16 protein-coding genes are annotated in these 18,217 nt (G+C 35.4%); 9 read left to right on the top strand and 7 right to left on the bottom strand.

The window, feature by feature from the left end; translation table 11 throughout:
- Window positions 1-289: 289 nt before the first annotated feature.
- The 3 genes from larC (at window position 290) to ychF (ending at window position 3,493) form a co-directional block, all read left to right on the top strand.
- Window positions 290-1,531: a nickel pincer cofactor biosynthesis protein LarC gene (gene larC, locus BLS22_RS02315; RefSeq protein ID WP_090549737.1), complete on the top strand. Its 1,242-nt coding sequence runs from the start codon at window positions 290-292 to the stop codon at window positions 1,529-1,531.
- 32 nt (window positions 1,532-1,563) lie between these two features.
- Window positions 1,564-2,310: a nickel pincer cofactor biosynthesis protein LarB gene (larB, locus tag BLS22_RS02310; RefSeq protein WP_090549734.1), complete on the top strand. Its 747-nt coding sequence runs from the start codon at window positions 1,564-1,566 to the stop codon at window positions 2,308-2,310.
- Between the two features lie 88 nt (window positions 2,311-2,398).
- Complete coding sequence (gene ychF, locus BLS22_RS02305) at window positions 2,399-3,493, top strand: redox-regulated ATPase YchF (RefSeq protein ID WP_090549731.1); 1,095 nt, start codon at window positions 2,399-2,401, stop codon at window positions 3,491-3,493.
- 285 nt (window positions 3,494-3,778) lie between these two features.
- On the opposite strand, the gene BLS22_RS02300 is transcribed toward ychF, so the two are convergent.
- Window positions 3,779-4,228, bottom strand: coding sequence for a chemotaxis protein CheW (locus BLS22_RS02300; protein WP_090549728.1), 450 nt, complete (start codon window positions 4,226-4,228; stop codon window positions 3,779-3,781).
- A 470-nt stretch (window positions 4,229-4,698) separates the two neighbouring features.
- Between BLS22_RS02300 and nifV the strand changes: the two genes are divergently transcribed.
- From nifV to BLS22_RS02280, 4 genes are all read left to right on the top strand, one after another.
- Window positions 4,699-5,844 (top strand): homocitrate synthase, encoded by a 1,146-nt coding sequence (gene nifV / locus BLS22_RS02295; RefSeq protein ID WP_090549724.1) that lies wholly within the window; start codon window positions 4,699-4,701, stop codon window positions 5,842-5,844.
- A 22-nt stretch (window positions 5,845-5,866) separates the two neighbouring features.
- Window positions 5,867-7,792, top strand: coding sequence for an aconitate hydratase (locus BLS22_RS02290; RefSeq protein ID WP_090549721.1), 1,926 nt, complete (start codon window positions 5,867-5,869; stop codon window positions 7,790-7,792).
- A gap of 2 nt (window positions 7,793-7,794) precedes the next feature.
- Window positions 7,795-8,796, top strand: coding sequence for an isocitrate/isopropylmalate dehydrogenase family protein (locus BLS22_RS02285; RefSeq protein WP_176762014.1), 1,002 nt, complete (start codon window positions 7,795-7,797; stop codon window positions 8,794-8,796).
- A gap of 305 nt (window positions 8,797-9,101) precedes the next feature.
- Complete coding sequence (locus BLS22_RS02280; RefSeq protein ID WP_090549717.1) at window positions 9,102-11,705, top strand: response regulator; 2,604 nt, start codon at window positions 9,102-9,104, stop codon at window positions 11,703-11,705.
- Window positions 11,706-12,077: 372 nt separating this feature from the next.
- Here BLS22_RS02280 and BLS22_RS02275 read toward each other — a convergent pair whose 3' ends face one another.
- Both BLS22_RS02275 and BLS22_RS02270 read right to left on the bottom strand, forming a co-directional pair.
- Window positions 12,078-12,677 carry a DUF3793 family protein gene (locus BLS22_RS02275; RefSeq protein ID WP_090549714.1) on the bottom strand — a complete coding sequence of 200 codons (600 nt, stop codon included), beginning with the start codon at window positions 12,675-12,677 and terminating at the stop codon, window positions 12,078-12,080.
- A 126-nt stretch (window positions 12,678-12,803) separates the two neighbouring features.
- Window positions 12,804-13,106, bottom strand: a complete 303-nt coding sequence (locus BLS22_RS02270; protein ID WP_090549712.1) for a DUF2325 domain-containing protein — start codon at window positions 13,104-13,106, stop codon at window positions 12,804-12,806.
- Window positions 13,107-13,200: 94 nt separating this feature from the next.
- On the opposite strand from BLS22_RS02270, the gene BLS22_RS14960 reads away from it, so the two are divergent.
- Window positions 13,201-13,362 carry a hypothetical protein gene (locus BLS22_RS14960; RefSeq protein WP_176762013.1) on the top strand — a complete coding sequence of 54 codons (162 nt, stop codon included), beginning with the start codon at window positions 13,201-13,203 and terminating at the stop codon, window positions 13,360-13,362.
- A 153-nt stretch (window positions 13,363-13,515) separates the two neighbouring features.
- Here BLS22_RS14960 and BLS22_RS02265 read toward each other — a convergent pair whose 3' ends face one another.
- Genes BLS22_RS02265 through BLS22_RS02255 form a run of 3 tightly spaced genes read right to left on the bottom strand, consistent with a single transcriptional unit; the run spans window position 13,516 to window position 15,846 of the window.
- The gene (locus BLS22_RS02265) at window positions 13,516-14,376 is read right to left on the bottom strand and encodes an energy-coupling factor ABC transporter ATP-binding protein (RefSeq protein ID WP_090549709.1); all 861 of its coding nucleotides are present in this window, start codon (window positions 14,374-14,376) and stop codon (window positions 13,516-13,518) included.
- Entirely contained in the window at window positions 14,364-15,077 is a 714-nt protein-coding gene (locus BLS22_RS02260; protein ID WP_090549706.1) for an energy-coupling factor transporter transmembrane component T family protein, read from the bottom strand. Before BLS22_RS02260 ends, BLS22_RS02265 begins: the two co-directional genes overlap by 13 nt.
- Window positions 15,078-15,105: 28 nt before the next feature.
- Window positions 15,106-15,846: an energy-coupling factor ABC transporter permease gene (locus tag BLS22_RS02255; RefSeq protein ID WP_090549704.1), complete on the bottom strand. Its 741-nt coding sequence runs from the start codon at window positions 15,844-15,846 to the stop codon at window positions 15,106-15,108.
- 318 nt (window positions 15,847-16,164) lie between these two features.
- On the opposite strand from BLS22_RS02255, the gene BLS22_RS02250 reads away from it, so the two are divergent.
- The gene (locus BLS22_RS02250) at window positions 16,165-16,668 is read left to right on the top strand and encodes a metallophosphoesterase family protein (RefSeq protein ID WP_090549701.1); all 504 of its coding nucleotides are present in this window, start codon (window positions 16,165-16,167) and stop codon (window positions 16,666-16,668) included.
- Window positions 16,669-16,808: 140 nt separating this feature from the next.
- On the opposite strand, the gene hisS is transcribed toward BLS22_RS02250, so the two are convergent.
- Complete coding sequence (hisS, locus tag BLS22_RS02245) at window positions 16,809-17,987, bottom strand: histidine--tRNA ligase (RefSeq protein WP_244269435.1); 1,179 nt, start codon at window positions 17,985-17,987, stop codon at window positions 16,809-16,811.
- Window positions 17,988-18,217: the final 230 nt, after the last annotated feature.

Genomic DNA, 18,217 nt, shown 5'->3' with positions numbered 1-18,217 from the left:
TTATATTTTACTTTTGTTGCTTTCTATAGCATTTTTCATTTTTGGAAATGGCTATATTAAAGATGGATGTTGATAGTGTATAGATAAAACTATTTAAACCACTCCTCTCTTTATAGATTAATATCATGCATAAAACATGCCAAGTTTTAAATATTGATTAAAATAATGATGGTTTTGCCGAAAGTAATTAATATAGTATAATAAGTAAATGCTATATAAAAAATATCTTTTTTCACAAACTAATATTAACGCCATACTTAAACTATAATTTCCATCAGGAGGTATACCCATGAAAATTCTATACTATGACTGTTTCTCTGGAATTAGTGGAGATATGAATCTAGGTGCTATGCTGGACTTAGGGGTCAACGAAGATTATTTAAGAAGAGAGCTTAAAAAGCTACCTATACATAAGGAATACCTATTAGAAATCAAAAGAGATGAAAGGAAAGGTATTACAGGAACAAAGGTGACTATCCATCTATCCCATCAACATGACGACCATCACCATGTTGATGGTCATAGTCACACCTCCCCTCTTGGCGAAGATCATCACCATGAACATCATCATAGAAATCTCCATCATATAGAAAATATGGTGAAGGATAGTGACTTAAGCCCTAGTGTCAAGTCCCTTAGCTTGAAAATGTTTATGGAAATTGCCAAGGCTGAAGCCAAAATCCACGGTAAATCTATAGAGGATGTTCATTTCCATGAGGTGGGGGCAGTTGACTCTATACTAGATATCGTAGGGGCGGCCCTATGCTATGATGCCCTAGAGGTGGACAAGGTTATCTTTTCTCCTATTACTGTGGGGGGCGGCTTTGTAGATTGTGCCCATGGAAGGTTCCCCGTGCCAGCCCCTGCCACTACAGAGATTTTAATGGGTATCCCCATTGTCTCTGGAGATATTCAAAAGGAAATGACTACCCCTACCGGTGCTGCCATCGCCAAAGTTTTGGGAGATGAATTTAGTCCTAATAAGGACTTCACCATTACAAAGGTAGCCTATGGTATTGGTCATCGAGACAATGCTATCCCCAACGTCCTTAGGGTATTTTTGGGGGAAAGTCTAGAAGTACCTAGGGAAAAGGCTAAAATTATAGAATGCAACATTGATGATATGAACCCTGAACTTTATCAATATATTATGGATAAGCTTTTGGATAAAGGGGCAATGGATGTCTATCTTACTCCTATTACCATGAAGAAAAGCAGACCCGCCATGAAGCTGAGTGTCTTATGTAATCCCAATTTGATAGAGAGTTTGACCACTTTATTGTTCCAAGAAACCACTACTTTAGGAATACGAAGCTATGACGTAGATAAGGTTATGATGGAAAGAAGAATAGTAAAGCTTGAAACCTCCTATGGGCCTGTAAGGGTTAAATTAGCTGTCCACCAGGGGAAGGTTGTAAAATGGAAGCCAGAGTATGAGGATTGCAAAATAATTGCAAAAAATTATGAAATTCCTATTCATCAAGTCTACAATCTAGTTCAACAGTTATATGCCACACAACTGCAGGATTAATTGAATTTAGAGGAATTTAGGGAGGGGTTTAGTTGAAGGTAGAAACCATTGAAAAGCTACTTAGGGATGTTAAAGAAAATAAAATAGAAGTGGAGACGGCCCTATCTCAGTTGAAGCAGCTTCCTTATGAGGACTTAGGCTTTGCTAAGGTAGATCACCATCGTGAATTGAGACAGGGTTATCCTGAGGTTATCTATTGTGCTGGCAAAACAGTAGACCAGGTGGTTCACATCGTGGACATGATTTATAAAAGGGGTAGCAATGTATTGGGAACAAGGGCTACCAAAGAAATGTATGAAGCTGTAAAAAAGATGCACCCTATGGCGATACACAATGAAGCAGCTAGAACCATTGTCCTACAGCAGCAAAAAATCGAGACTGGTAAGGGTTATATTGTCATCGTTACTGGTGGAACCTCCGATATCCCCGTGGCTGAAGAAGCTGCTGTTACAGCGGAGATCTTAGGTAACAAGGTGGAACGGGTTTATGATGTGGGGGTGGCGGGTATCCATAGACTTTTTTCCAAACTAGATATCATAACAAATGCTCGGGTAGTTATCGCTGTTGCCGGTATGGAGGGTGCTTTAGCTAGTGTGGTGGGGGGGTTGGTGGATAAACCCGTCATTGCTGTCCCCACCAGTGTCGGTTATGGGGCAAATTTTGGTGGTCTAGCAGCCCTATTATCCATGCTCAACAGCTGTGCCAGCGGCACCGCTGTAGTAAATATAGATAATGGATTTGGGGCTGGCTATATGGCCAGTATGATCAATAAACTTTAAATGTTGCTAAGAAATCCACAATAGGGTATACTTTTATCTATGTGTATAATTGACTATTATTTGAACCCATATAGAAAGGAAGATTCCCATGAAACTAGGCATTGTTGGATTGCCTAACGTAGGAAAAAGTACGTTGTTCAATGCAATTACTCAAGCAGGCGCAGAATCTGCTAACTATCCCTTCTGCACCATAGAGCCAAACATAGGGGTGGTTGCTGTTCCTGATAATCGTTTGCAGTTTTTAAAAGACCTCTATCAATCAGAAAAGGTTATTCCTGCAGCCATTGAATTTTATGATATTGCTGGATTGGTTAGGGGTGCAAGTAAGGGGGAAGGCTTAGGCAATAAATTTCTATCCCACATCCGAGAAGTTGCCTCCATACTTCAAGTAGTTCGATGCTTTGAAGACAGTAATATTACCCATGTAGATGGAGATGTTAATCCCCTCCGGGATATCGAAACTATCAACCTTGAATTAATTTTTTCTGATCTTGAAATGGTGGAAAGAAGAGTACAAAAAACCGAAAAATTGGTTAAGGGTGACAAAAGTCTTCTCCCTGAGTTATCATTGTTAAAAAGATTACAGGCTGCTTTAGAGGAAGGTCTATCTGCCCGTAGCTTAGAATATACAGAAGAAGAGCAGGAGTTATTAAAAACCTTTGGCCTTTTATCTATGAAACCCATCATTTATGTTGCCAATGTTGCAGAGGACGAAGTTGCTGACGAGGGAGTAAATAATCCCCATGTCCAAAGGTTAAGGGAATTTGCCAAAACAGAGGATGCAGAGGTTGTTGTCATCTGTGCCAAAATCGAAGCTGAAATTGCAGAGTTGGATGAAGAAGAAAAAGAAATATTCTTAGAAGAACTGGGTTTACAGCAATCTGGTTTAGACCGACTGGTACAGGCTTCCTACTCTCTTCTTGGCTTAATCAGTTACTTAACAGCCGGACCCAAGGAGGTAAGGGCTTGGACTATTAAAAGGGGAACAAAAGCTCCTCAAGCTGCCGGTAAAATCCATACCGATTTTGAAAGAGGTTTTATTCGAGCTGAAGTGGTTGCTTATAACGACCTTGTGAACTGTGGTACTCATGCTGCCGCTAAAGAAAAGGGACTTGTAAGATTAGAAGGTAAGGAATATATCGTTCAAGATGGGGATGTTATTCTTTTTAGATTCAACGTTTAAAAAAGTTATAGGTTTGTGAATTATTCTTAGTACCCATGACTTAGAAAACAAGCAAGGATTGATGAAAAATCACCCTATTGCTTGTTTCTTTTTTGTTTATGAAGGGTTCTTTAGAGAATTCTTTGCTACTTCCTTTTAGCAGACTTTTTCTCCAGAGTTTATTATATTACAAGGAGAGGGTTTCAAAATACAATAACTAAAACTTAAGTCTGCATCTTCATCGCTAAAATGAAAATGCAGACTTCAATCCTTTTATAACATATTGTTCTGTCGATACACGATTATTTACATATTTTTTATTTCTTCTTTCTCTTCTTCAGTTAATATTTTTTCTAAATCTAATAAAATAATAATTTTTTCTTCTACTTTTCCAATACCAGTTATATATTGTCTATCTATTCCCGTTAATAGTTCTGGCGGGTTTTCTATTTGCTTCTCCTCCATAGTTAATACCTGAGAGGCATCATCTACAATAAAGCCCACATGCTTATTTTTAAGATTTATTATGATAATACGATTGTTTTCTTGGATTTCTCCTTCTTCCAAGTTAAACTTCTTTTTTAAACTTACAATAGGTGTAATATTCCCTCGAAGATTAATGATTCCTTCAATAAAACTGGGCACATTAGGGACCTTAGTGGCTTTTTTATACTCAGTAATTTCCTGTACATGATTAATTTCTACACCATATTCTTCACCACATAGCTTAAAAATAACGTACTGTTTTTCTGCCATTTTTACTTTCCCCCCTTTTATACAAATTATAACATAATTCCCTTATTTTTGACCATATCTATTGCTATTCTATTTTATAAATTCCCTTTTATAATAGAAATGCAATATCCAATGATTGAATTGCATTTCTATTATAGATTAATGATGATTTTTAAAAAACCATTGATTAAACTTAGATTTACTGTGAAATCTAAATACTTCTGCCCTTTTCTATCCCCCATTAAATAGTTAATTTAAAATAAAGAGGGTTGTTTTAAAACAGAGGAGTGTCTAGATTTTTGAAATATTTTATTTTAATAATTTCTTTTTCGTATTATTTTTTAGACTCAAACTAATTTTTTTACCTAATTATGAATTATTTATTTAAAAATATTTCATTTTTTTGAAAAATGATGTTGTTTTTTTATTTTATTGCATATATAATATTGTTAACATATTTAAGGAAATTGTTAAAGGGGGAAAATGAAGTGATGAAAAAATTTAAGCTTTTAGACACAACCCTAAGGGATGGGGAGCAAACTGCTGGTGTGGTATTTGCTAATGAGGAGAAGATTTTTATTGCAAAGATGCTGGATGAACTAGGAGTTGACCAAATTGAAGCTGGTATCCCTGTTATGGGAGATGACGAAAAAGAAGTTATCAAAAAAATTGTTAAGAGTAATTTGAAGGCAAGTATTATGGGATGGAATAGAGCTGTTATTAAGGATATAGAAGCCTCCATTGATTGTGGTGTAGATGCTGTTGCCATCTCTATATCTACTTCCGATATCCATATCAAGCATAAATTGAATTCCACTAGAAATAAAGTTTTAGATCAAATGGTAAAGGCCACAGAGTTTGCGAAGTCCAATGGTCTATATGTATCTGTCAATGCCGAGGATGCCTCCAGAACAGATTTAGCTTTTTTGCTTAATTTTTTTAAAACAGCTAAAGAAGCAGGGGCAGATAGAGTAAGGTTCTGTGATACTGTAGGGTGTTTAGATCCTGTCACCACCTATAACATCATTAAGGCAATCATAGATGAGGTTGATATTGAAGTAGAAATGCATACCCATAATGATTTAGGTATGGCCACAGCTAATGCAATTGCTGGTGCTATTGCTGGAGCTACTTATTTGGGTGTTACCGTTAATGGTTTAGGCGAACGGGCAGGAAACGCCTCCTTAGAGGAAGTAATTCTTTCCTTAAAGCATGCACTGAATATTGGGGATACAGGATATAATTTAAGTAAAATGAAGGATTTATGTAATTATGTTGCAAAAGCCTCTAATAGACATATCCCTACCTGGAAGGCTGTAGTAGGGGATCATATATTTTATCATGAGTCTGGAATCCATGCTGATGGTGCCATTAAAAATCCATTAACCTATGAAATTATTCGTCCTGAAGAACTGGGATTAGAAAGAAAAATCCTTGTTGGCAAACATTCCGGCACAGCTGCAATTAAAAATAATTTATCACCCTACAATATTCATTTAGATGATGCAACAACCTATTATCTTTTGAAAAAGGTTAGAAATACTGCCATTTCCTTAAAAAGAACCTTGACAGATGAAGAGTTGGTAAATTTATATGAAGAAACCATTAAAGAAGGGGTTTTATCTAGAGACGCTTAGACAATTGATGAGGTGATTGAAAATGACAAGATCTTTAACTTATAAAATTTTAGAAAAACATTTGATTTCAGGTAACCTCCTTCCTGGAGAAGAAATAAGTATCAAAGTGGATCAAACCTTGACCCAAGATTCCACTGGCACCATGGTGTATCTACAGCTGGAGGCCATGAATATAAAAGAAATTAAAACTGATCTATCGGTAGCATATATTGATCACAACACCCTTCAAACAGGTTTTGAGAACGCTGATGACCATGAATTTATTAAAAGTGTAGCCCAAAAATATGGTATTATCTATTCCAAACCAGGCAATGGCATTTGTCATCAGTTGCACCTGGAAAATTTTTCGAAGCCTGGCGGAACATTACTAGGCTCCGATAGCCATACCCCTACCAGTGGTGGTATGGGAATGCTGGCCATTGGCACAGGAGGTTTGGATGTGGCTGTTGCCATGGCCAGTGGCCAGTATCATCTTAAGGTGCCCAAAGTCTTAAATGTCCGCCTTAAGGGCCAATTAAGGCCTTGGGTCTCAGCTAAAGATGTTATCCTATATATCCTAGGAAAATTGACAGTAAAAGGCGGTGTTGGCAAGGTAATTGAGTACTCTGGAGAAGGACTAAAATCCCTTTCTTTAACAGATAGAGCCACCATCACCAACATGGGCGCTGAATTAGGGGCTACTACCTCTATTTTTCCTAGTGATAAAATAACCTTTAATTATTTAAAGGCTCAGGGCCGGGAGAAGGATTGGGTAGAATTAAAGGGAGATGATGGGGCTGACTATGATGACATTCTAGAAATTGATCTTTCAGAAGTTGTTTCTATGGTGGCAAAACCCCATAGCCCTGACAATGTTGCCAGCACTGGATCTCTCAAGGGTTTAAAAGTAGATCAAATTCTTATTGGTAGTTGCACAAATTCCTCCTATAAGGATTTAATGAAGGTAGCCAGCATCTTGAAGGATAAAAAGATCCACCCTGATGTTAGCTTAGGAATTGCTCCTGGCTCCAGTAGTATTTTGAAGATGTTATCGGATAACGGTGGTCTCTCGATTTTTATTTCTGCAGGAGCCCGTATACTGGAATGTAGTTGTGGCCCATGTATTGGTATGGGGCAGGCTCCTAAATCCAAAGGTATATCCTTAAGGACCTTTAATAGAAACTTTTGTGGCAGAAGTGGAACTAAGGATGCTGACATCTACTTAGTGAGTCCTGAAACGGCTGCCATATCCTCTATAAAGGGTTATCTAGAGGACCCTGTGATTTTAGGGGATGGTATTAGGATTGATGAACCTAACCAATATGACAATAGTGATGCTTACTTTATTTATGGAGGGACTGGAATGTCAACTATTTCTATGGGCCCAAACATTAAGCCTTTTCCAGTTAATAATCCTTTAACAGATGCTTTAGAAGGTAGGTTATTGCTAAAGGCAGGAGATAATGTTACTACTGATGATATTATGCCCTCCAATGCTAAGCTTTTGCCCTACAGATCTAATATTCCTTACCTTTCAAAATATTGTTTTTATGGATTAGACTTAGATTTTCATAAAAAGTGTCTAGAAAATAATGGAGGTTTTATCCTAGGGGGAGATAATTATGGTCAAGGCTCTAGTAGAGAGCATGCTGCATTAGTTCCCCTTTATCTAGGGATTAAGATGATTCTAGCAAAATCCTTTGCTAGAATTCATAAAGCAAATCTTATTAACTCTGGTATTCTTCCTTTAGAATTACTTGATCCCAATGATTATGCTAAACTGGATGAGATGGACCAACTTATAATCAATGATTTAAAAATTAAGTTGCAGAATAAGAAACCGATTGAGATTTGGAATAAAACAAAAAACATTTCGGTAAAGGCACAGTTCACAGGTTCCCAACGGGATATTGACATCCTATTATGTGGAGGCTATTTACATTATACAAAAGTTCGTTTGGGGGAATAACAATGAAAACTATTACACTAATACCCGGGGATGGAATCGGTTATGAAGTAACCTCCTCCCTTCAAAAGGTTATTACAGCTGCTGATGTAAAAATTGACTGGGAGATTATAAATGCTGGAGAAGATGCCTATAAAGCTACAGGCCAATTTATTCCTACCTCCCTTTTAGAAAGTATATCTAAAAATAAAATTGTCTTTAAGGGTCCTATTACTACACCCATTGGCAGTGGATTTAGAAGTATTAATGTTACTTTAAGGCAAAAGTATAACACCTATGCCAATATCAGACCCATTAAAAGTATTCCAGGTATCAAAACACCCTTTCAAAACGTAGATTTAGTTATTGTTAGGGAAAATTCTGAAGACCTGTACTGTGGTATAGAGCACTTAGTAACCGAAGGAGTAGCAGAATCTATTAAAATCATTACCGAAAAGGCTTCCCTAAGAATTGCTGAGTCTGCCTTTCAATATGCCAAAACCCATGGCAGGAAAAAGGTAACGGCTGTTCATAAGGCCAATATCATGAAAATTTCAGATGGACTTTTTTTAGAGTGTGTTAGAAAAATAGCTAAAAAATATCCAGAAATTTATTACGAGGAAGTTATCGTTGACAATATGTGTATGCAGTTGGTAATGCATCCTGAAAATTACGATGTTCTGGTTTTGCCTAATCTTTATGGTGATATTATTTCTGATTTAGGTGCAGGATTAGTGGGGGGATTAGGTTTAGTCCCTGGTGCAAACATAGGAGAGAACATCGCCATATTTGAAGCAGTCCATGGCAGTGCCCCAAGTATAGCAGGATTAAATATGGCCAATCCCACTGCCTGCATTTTATCGGCCACCATGATGCTAGATTATATAGGGGAACAATCTGCCGCAAGTCTTATTCGACAGGCTACTGCCTATGTTATTCAGGAAGGTAAATATACAACACAGGATATAGGTGGTACTGCTACAACTACGGAAATGACAGAAGCAATATGCCGCTATATCAAAGGTTAGATTTCCATTATGTGTATTTTAAGTCTGTATCTTCAAAATATGAAATGAAGATACAGACTTAAATTGTTCTATCCCCTCTCTTCTACCCCTTACTTTATTTGTTTTTTATTTTAATATTTTTAAACCACTCTTCTGGATCATGACTTTTATTAAAGTTTTTTAACTCCCTTTTATTATTATATAATGGTTATACTTTACATTTGTTGTTTGAGTATTTTATAAAGGAAAATAGCAATTTATGTCGAATTTCAAAATAAAACCTTCTATATTATTGAATCATATACCTATAAATGAGGTGAATTGAAATGACCCTTTATAAGAAAACAATGGTATGGGCCATTGTTACAATTTTATGTACTCTAGCTATAAACAGTTATATTGCCCATATGGTTTTGGTCAAAATGTCCCTGAATAACGAAACAGTGATTGCCCGTCATAATATTATTCGCTTTAAAAATGAGCTTGAATCTATGGTGGATTATATAAATACCCTAGCATTGGATTATGGAAAATGGGATGATACCTATGAATATATGTTAAATCCTAATGAACAGTATATTGAGAGTAATTATACCAATATAACCTTTGAAGCCGGTGGCGTTGAAATGGTGATGCTGCTTGATATTCATGGTGATATTGTCTATGAAAAGGCCTATGATTCCGTGGGAGATAAGGAGTTCCCTATTCCACTGGATTTTAAAAAACATGTGCAGGAAAATTGGGGGGTATTGTATGATAGGGGCTCTAACGAAAATCAAAAGGGTTTAATGATTCTCCCCAGTGGTATTTTACTGGTATCTTTTCAACCTATTTTAACCAGCCATGCTACAGGCCCCAATAGGGGGGCTTTAATTATGGCTAGCTATGTGAATGAAGCAAAGCTTCAAAACACTTCGAAAAAAATACATCTGTCGGTAGATGTATTTGATTTAATCAATGGCACTGGGATTCCACCCAATACAGAAAAAATTTTACAGCATTTATCAAAGGAGGATATCTATACCCAAGCCTTAACACAGGAAAAAGTAGCTGTCTATCAGTTGGTGGAGGATATTTATGGTAATGACACTCTGTTATTAGAGTTAGTCTTTCCTCGAACCCTTTATATCCAAAGTCTACAGAGTATTCGTCTCTTTATAATTTTGATTGTATTGACTGGTGGATTGTTTCTTGGGCTTTTTCTATTCTTTTTAAGAAAAAATGTCCTATCACCCTTAAGATCCTTAACAAAAGATATTGCTTTAATGGGTAATCCTACCAACCTAAAGGCTAGGCTAACCATTGATGCAAAGGATGAATTTGCAGTTTTGGGGGATTCTGTTAATAGAATGCTGACAACCCTTGAGGCCTCCCATCGAAAAGTAACAGCTATTACAGAAGCCCTCCCGGACATCATTTATGTTACTGATATTATTCGAAGGAAAAATCTTTATTGTAATCATCACGCACCTTCAATCCTAGGTTATTCTATAGAAGAATTTCATCAATTAAGTGGAAATAGATTTATGGATATCCTGCATCCTGAAGATGTTGATAAAATGACAGAGCATTTAAAGATAATGACTAATACTGTAACCGATGAGGTTTTTTCCATTGAGTTTAGAGCAGAGCATAAGGAGGGTCATTTTATCTGGCTCTGCTGTAGGGAAGTAGTCTTCCTTAGAAAAACAGATGGTAGAGTAGAAAGTGTTCTGGGAATTGTTCAAGATATTACCCATCGGAAGGTGGCAGAAGAAGAATTGATCCAGGCAAAGCTAGAATCAGAGGCAGCAAGTATTTCAAAGTCTTATTTCTTAGCAAATATGAGTCATGAGCTAAGGACCCCAATGAATGGGATTATAGGTGTAACCGAGCTGTTATCCGCCACAACATTAAGTCATCAGCAAAAAGAATATATTGAATTATTGCAAGCCTCTAATGATCGTTTATTAAATATTATTAACAATATATTAGACATCTCTAAAATCGAGGCCAATAAAATGGTATTAGATCAGGTGGAGTTCAATTTCCATGAGTTTATCACCTTAGTAGCTAAAGATTTTTCCTTTAGGGCAAAAAGTAAGGGTCTATCCTTCAGTTATTCTATTGATGAGGAAACTCCCTCTATATTTATAGGTGACCCCCATCGCTTGAATCAAATATTGTACAACCTCTTAGGTAATGCCATCAAGTTTACAGAAAGGGGTGGAGTTGACCTCCAGGTTAAAGCTAAAAAACTAGGTCCTTATAGGGTAGAATTAGCATTTTCTATTAAGGATACAGGGATTGGGATTCCATCAGACAAATACAATCTTCTGTTTAAAAACTTTAGCCAAGTAGATGCCTCTACTACTAGAAAGTACGGAGGAACTGGTTTAGGTCTAGCTATAACCAAGAATCTAGTGGATATAATGGGAGGAACCATTAACGTAGAAAGTAAAGAGGGGCAGGGAAGTACCTTTACCTTTAAAGTAACTTTAACCTTTAAGGAAGCTTCCTCCAATAACTTGACAGATAGGACAATTGATGATTTAGCTGCTGCCTCCATTGATAATCAACAACTGAGGATTCTGTTGGTGGAAGACGAAAAGATTAATCAAAGACTTACTAAAGCATTTCTTGTGAAAAAAGGTTTTGATGTAGCCATAGCATCTAATGGTAAAGAAGCATTGGATTTATTAAAAACCCAAACCTTTGATTGTGTTTTGATGGATATACAAATGCCAGAAATGGATGGTTTTGAAACCACCTCCCACATCAGAGACAAGGAAAAGATCACCGGTAACCATTTACCTATTATTGCTATGACCGCCAATGCCTTTGAAGAAGATCGAAATAAGTGCTTTCAAGTGGGGATGGATGCTTTTGTTCCTAAACCCATTAAACCTAAGGATCTTTTTGATGCTATTGAAGGATTGTTGAAAATTTAATAGGTCTGCAGCTTATCCTAATAGCTGCAGACTTTCATTAGTCTATATACATTTATAAGTTATCCCTCAAGATTTCCGTAATCCTATAAAAATCAAAAGCAAAACCCCATCTTTTATAAAAAGAATGAGGTTTATAGGGGGCACTTAAAAGTAATAGAAAACAAATTAAAGCCGAAAAAACTACTGTTTCAGTAGCCTTCATGGCTTTAAAAGTCTTCATGACTATGTTACCTTATAATTAAATTAATTTTTTCTTGAACTCATTATATCTTTTTGTTAATTTATTGTCAATATGTTTTTGAATTTTTTGTTCTATTGATATAAATTTGATATAAATTTTTGTTAGCCTTTAATATCTAGTAAACTATTCTATTACGCAGTTTGTATAATCTTCTCTGGAGGATTTATTTCCAGCATTTTTTTCACTTTTTCCTTAGCACATAAAATCCTTCTATGTTTTTCATCAGATAGTCTAGGATCTCCATATACTTTCCATCCGTTGGTTTTTGTTAGCTTCAAGGAAGGATGTCCCATAAACCCTAAAACATCCTTTAATGGATATCCTAAAAATACTCCAATTTCGTGAGGGATTTCCCCTCCTTGCATTTTATATATCATATGGTCTAAGTAAATTTGTAAGTTGTAATCCTCAGGATACCCTAAGGTTTTTAGGAACCTCAGATTTCTAAATTCTTTAAGGGTATGATTTAAAGATTCGACATGATAAAATAAAATTTTATTACATCTATTTGAAAAATCAATTTCTCTAAAACTAACTCTAGGACTCATATCCATCATTAATTTCACTGCTTCTCTTCTCTGAAGGCTTGTTTTGTCCTTTCCAGGAAAGCTGACAATCTCCGATGGCTTTACCCCTAATAATACTGGTCCAAGCAATTCAACAATCCATTTTATAAATTCATAATCACTGTTTTGATTTAGACAATAGCAGTATTTAGAATTGGTCTCCATTCTATCCCTCTTTCCTTTAGAAGTACTCTTCAAAAACCTATATTTTCTATTTAAAAATCTTCCGTTAATACAGTAATGAATATCATTCTCGTTGACCTTGTAAATTTTTTAACATTGGATGTTTGGTTATTGCACCTTACATACTTTACATCCCCTACAATTATTTAATTGTTTTGCTAAATCACTACAGGCTCTTCTTGAAAAAACACATGGTATGTTACTTTGTTTTGCTTTTTCCTTTACAATTTGTGTAATATTATGTTCGATAAAATCATAAAAAACGATGATCATATCCATCTCCGTAGGTATTTGAAAATTACGCATACCCTTTTTTCTCCCAGTCCAATGGATATAATCTTCAATACCATATTCCATCAATGTATTTGGAATATTACCTAACCGATCTGCTCCAACTAATAATGCCCTCATTTTTAATCCTCCTTTTAACAAATGATAATGATTATCATTATTATATTCCATTTCTTTTATATTGTCAAGGATTTATCTATAACGATAGTATTCTATGACCTTAAGTTTTGTAACTCAGCTTGTTGGTGAACAAATAGCAGGGGATGGGCCTACTTCTTCTATTTATATCGGTGGAAAACCAGCAGAAACAGGCATGCAACCAAAGGCTGTACATACTTGTCAAAATGGAACCTATAGAGGAATGTTTCCTGATTGAGGAGTTTATAAATACTAAAATTGAAGTGTAATAAAAAATCTAGGCTTGATTGCATCATAAAACCCCAGCTATAATAACTGGGGTTTCAATCTTACTATCCTATATAATAAACAGATAGGGATAAACTATTTTAGATTTTAGATCTTTTATCTTTTAATTTTTAGCACCTTCATTTGATATTTCCTTAGGGTTTAATATGGTCAACAACTGCTCTTCTGCATCTTCTAAACTATTAGGAATTTCAATATCATAGCCTCTTTTCCTTAAACGATCAAACAATTCCGATAGAATTGGCGGCTCTAAGTTAGCTTTTTTTAAGATTTCTGTCTGCTGAAATACCTCACTAGGTGTACCTTTGGTGACAATGCTTCCTTCATTGAAGATATAGATGGTGTCGGCTAAGCTAGGTACGATATTGATATCATGGGTGGTAATAATTAAAGTCACACCATGGGCTTTATTCAGATCATTAATAATAGCTACCATCTCGCCCTTAGCCTTGGGATCTAGAGAATCAAAGGGCTCATCCATAATAAGAATTTTAGGCATCATCACCATAGCCCCTGCCAAAGCTACCTTCTTTTTTTGTCCTCCACTAAGATAATGGGGGATTTTATCAAGAAGGTGTTCAATTTTAAGGGTTCGAGCCACTAGCATCACCTTTTTGTGAACCTCATCCTTGGATAATCCTTCATTTCGAGGGGTAAAGGCTATATCATCATAAACTCTAGGTCCTATGATTTGTTCATCAACATTTTGAAAAACCACACCTATATTTTTTCGAATCCTATTAAAATGTTTATCGGGTCGGAAACCCATAACCTCTACTGTACCTTCTACAGCCGAAAGAAGTCCTAATATGTGGGATAACAGCGTGGTCTTCCCTGCTCCATTTGGACCTAATACAACTACCCTCTCCCCTGGTTTTACAACAAAGTCTAAACCGCAAAGTTTTACTTCTGTTTTATCAGGATATATATGTTTTAAGCACTGTACCTTTATTAAAGGTTCCATTGTATCACCGTCCCAACTAGAATAACTATGCCTAATATAATAATTATATAATCATAAATTTTTAATGGAAATATATCTATCGTTAAAGGTATACGTCCCTGATATCCTCTAAGGGAATAAATCCTGTACATTCTTTCACTCATTTCGAAGGAGTGAATGATTAACACCCCTAAAATTCCAGCAATATTTTTAAGATTGCTGAATAGGTTAAAGGCTTTGTACCCTCCCCTTAATCGCATACTTTTAATAAGGCTTTCTATTTTATCAATCAAAATAAAAAAAGAGCGATAGGTGAAAAGAAAAATATCCACCAACAGACTTGGCATGAATAAAGATAAAAAAGAAAAAATGTCAACATAAGGTGTAGTTGTTATCAAAAGAAGCATAGTAGAGGCAGCACCTACAGCCTTTAACATAATGATTACCCCAAGAATCCATCCCTGTTGAGCCCTTATTAAAGCAAATATAATACTGAAAAAAACAGGATAAAGGGCTAAGTGTCCCACCTGCTTTAGGGGAACCCCTCCTACACTAAAAAATGTAAAGAGAATAATTATAAGACAGCTTAATTTTACTACATCATTAGAAACAATAAAGGCAGATAAAATAAGTAGGGTTAATATAATTTTGGAAACAGCCCCTGCTTTATGAAGGGGACTGATGCCATTAGTAGATATTTGATCGATTTCAGCTAAATGCATTTTTTACCATCCTTATTCTTTTGAGTTATTAAACATCTTGAGTAGGAATAATTAAATCTGGACGAACCTGCAAGAAATATCTTATGATTAAGGCAGTTCCAGTAGATTCTAAAGCAATGCCTGCCATAAGAATAAGCACAACCGCTGTCCAGCCTGTAAAGGCAAAGTATCTTATTGTAGCTACTTCATCTCCCATTTTTTCCCAAACATCTTCAACTTCTTCTATAGCATGCTGATCTTCATAATAATCATGCTCTCCATGATGGTGATGGGGTAGGGCCTCTGTAACACCAGTAGTAACACCAATGATACCTACCATTAAGGTCATAGAGATCAGTAGAGCTATTGCTGTTGCTATAAATACACTACCTACTTTATGTAACCTTTTACTAAAATATTTAAATAAGCAGGAGCCTATTAATACCTCCGAACCAACCACAAGGGTATTTAATCCAACAATAGTAATACCTCCATGGCCAAATAATGCCAGCATTATATTAACAACAAATACTGCTAGAAAACCTAGTTTGGGTCCTATTAAAATACCTGTTAATACCGCTAGACTTAAATGTACTGGAACAATAAATAGTGGTACTGACATTCCCAAAAGCATAATGGCGGCGGCTATTCCTGTAAAGGGAATTTTCTTCCTTGCCTCCTCCTTATCTAGGGTTTTAAAAATAAAAAACATGATGGTAAAGGTCAAAACATATCCTAACCCCCACCAGACTACTGATATAATACCATCAGGAACATGGATATGACTCATTCTATCCCTCCTCTAATCATTACACTTTAATAATATATTGTTTTTGATTTTGCATATGATTTGCATTTTCATTGTATATTTTTCTGTTATTATTGTCAATAAATTTAGGCTCCATAAAATCAACCTTATTACTTCTCCTGTCTACCCCCTCCCCTTTTCTTTCATTTGAATTTATTAATTTTCATTTCAAAAATACTGTCCATTTTCCCTTATGTAATAACATTATTGCTTTTTAACAATACATAAAATTTATTAGGGTATATTGTAGCTGATAGGAAGAAAAATAATAAAATATACTTTACATGAAGGTGATAAAGGATGAAAATAGGCATTATTTCAGATACCCATATTACTAAAGATCCTGAAAAATTTTTACATACTATAAAATATCATTTCCATGGATTAGATTTAATCATACATGCAGGGGATTTTGTAGCAGAAGGGGTAGTTAAAGGATTAATACAATACAAGGACTTTGTGGGAGTATTGGGTAATGTAGACAATCAGAATACAACCCATTTTGTTAAGGAAAAGGAGTTAATTGAATTAGAAGGCTATAAAATTGGTATCTATCATGGTCATGGCATAGGAAAAACTACTTTAGAAAGAACCTATGAAATATTTATGGAGGATAATGTAGATATCATCATTTTTGGTCATAGTCATCAGCCTATCATTAAAACCCATAGGGGTATTTTGATGTTAAATCCTGGTTCCCCTACCCAGAAGCGTAAAGAGAGATGGTTTTCCTATATTCTTCTGGAATTGGATAGAGAGTCTATTGAGGCTTCTTTAAAGCTTTTTAGTAAAAGACTGGAATAGGTTTTATAAATTTCTGTTAAAATAGACTTTAGATCCTTTACCTATAATTTTTGCAATTATATTTTACTACAGAATTATGACAATTCTATGAAGAAAACATCATAAAAATAAGCCCTAGTAATTATTAGGGCTTATTTTTATTATTTTATAACCTCTACTTCATAGCCTTGTTCTTCCAATTGACTAATTTTTTTACCAAGCTTATTTCTAGTAACATTCACCATCGTAGCAATGTTACCTTCTTTAGTGAGGTCCTCTATTCGATTGATTACTTGATCCAATAGTTCATCCTCTGTAAAGACTAGGGCGATTTTCTTTTGCTCTTTTGGTATTTTGAAGTTTTTTTCCTTTAAAATCGTTACAATTCTTTCAAAGCCAATAGAAAAGCCTACTGCAGGAATGGAGTCCCTTTGGAATTTGCTTAATAGATTGTCGTATCTTCCTCCTCCAGCAATAGAACCCCTAAACTCATCGCTGACAATTTCAAAAATAGCCCCTGTATAATAGCCCATCCCTCTCACTAGGGTTGGTTCAAATTCAATAGGATAATACTTTGATACAACGTCAATGGCTTTTTGTAGTTCTCTAGCATACTGGTTGTCAAAATTACCTATATTTGTATTTAATTGGGCTAGAAGCTTTTCTATATCTTCTTTTCTGTAGCCTTTAGATACTAGTTCCTCCGTTACCCCTTCTTGACCTACCTTGTCCATCTTATCTAATGTGATGCAGATACTATCAAAGTCCTCCTCCTTAAAGCCTGCCCCTACAACAATATCCTTCAACAGTCGTCTATCATTGATTTTAATGGTAAAGTTTTTAAAACCCAAGCTCTCTATAGCCTTTGGTAAGGTCAGCAATATATCAATTTCTGCATAGATTGTTTTATCCCCTATGATGTCAATATCACATTGGGTAAACTGACGGAATCTCCCCTTTTGTGGTCTTTCCGCCCGCCACACATAACCCATTTGAAAGGCCTTAAAGGGAGTAGGTAATTCATTGCGATTGTTGGCATAAAATCTACTTAGGGGTAAGGTTAAGTCAAACCTTAAGCCTAAATCACATAGGGCATTTTCTGATAGTTCATCAAAGGTGAGCTTTTCTCCACGCTTTAATATTTTAAATAAAAGTCTAAGGTTTTCTCCACCTTCACCATCGTTTAGAAGGTCTAAGTTTTCAATACAGGGGGTTTCTATTTGCATATAGCCCCTTTCCCTATAAACTTTCTTGATGGTATCCTGTACCCAATTCCTCAATTCCATATCTTGTGGTAAAACGTCAAAGGTTCCCCTTACAGGGTTTGAGTTGAATTTCAATGTTGTTTCCTCCTATCTTATCAGTGTATTATTAACAATATATCCAAATATTAAAAATTTATCAAGTCATTTTTGTTGTATATATCCAATACTACACTATATTTTACCATTATTTCATAAAGAATGAAAGGAGCTTTCATTCTTGGTTTGTTCATAAATTTTCTACAACTTGCTTCGATAATATACTAATATATTTAAGTTGTGACATATTCTTTATTTTTTAATTTCCA

The sequence above is a fragment of the Natronincola ferrireducens genome, assembly GCF_900100845.1.
Lineage (GTDB): Bacteria > Bacillota > Clostridia > Peptostreptococcales > Natronincolaceae > Natronincola_B > Natronincola_B ferrireducens.
Note: the sequence above shows the minus strand (reverse complement) of the source record. Positions and strands in the feature narration are given on the sequence as shown.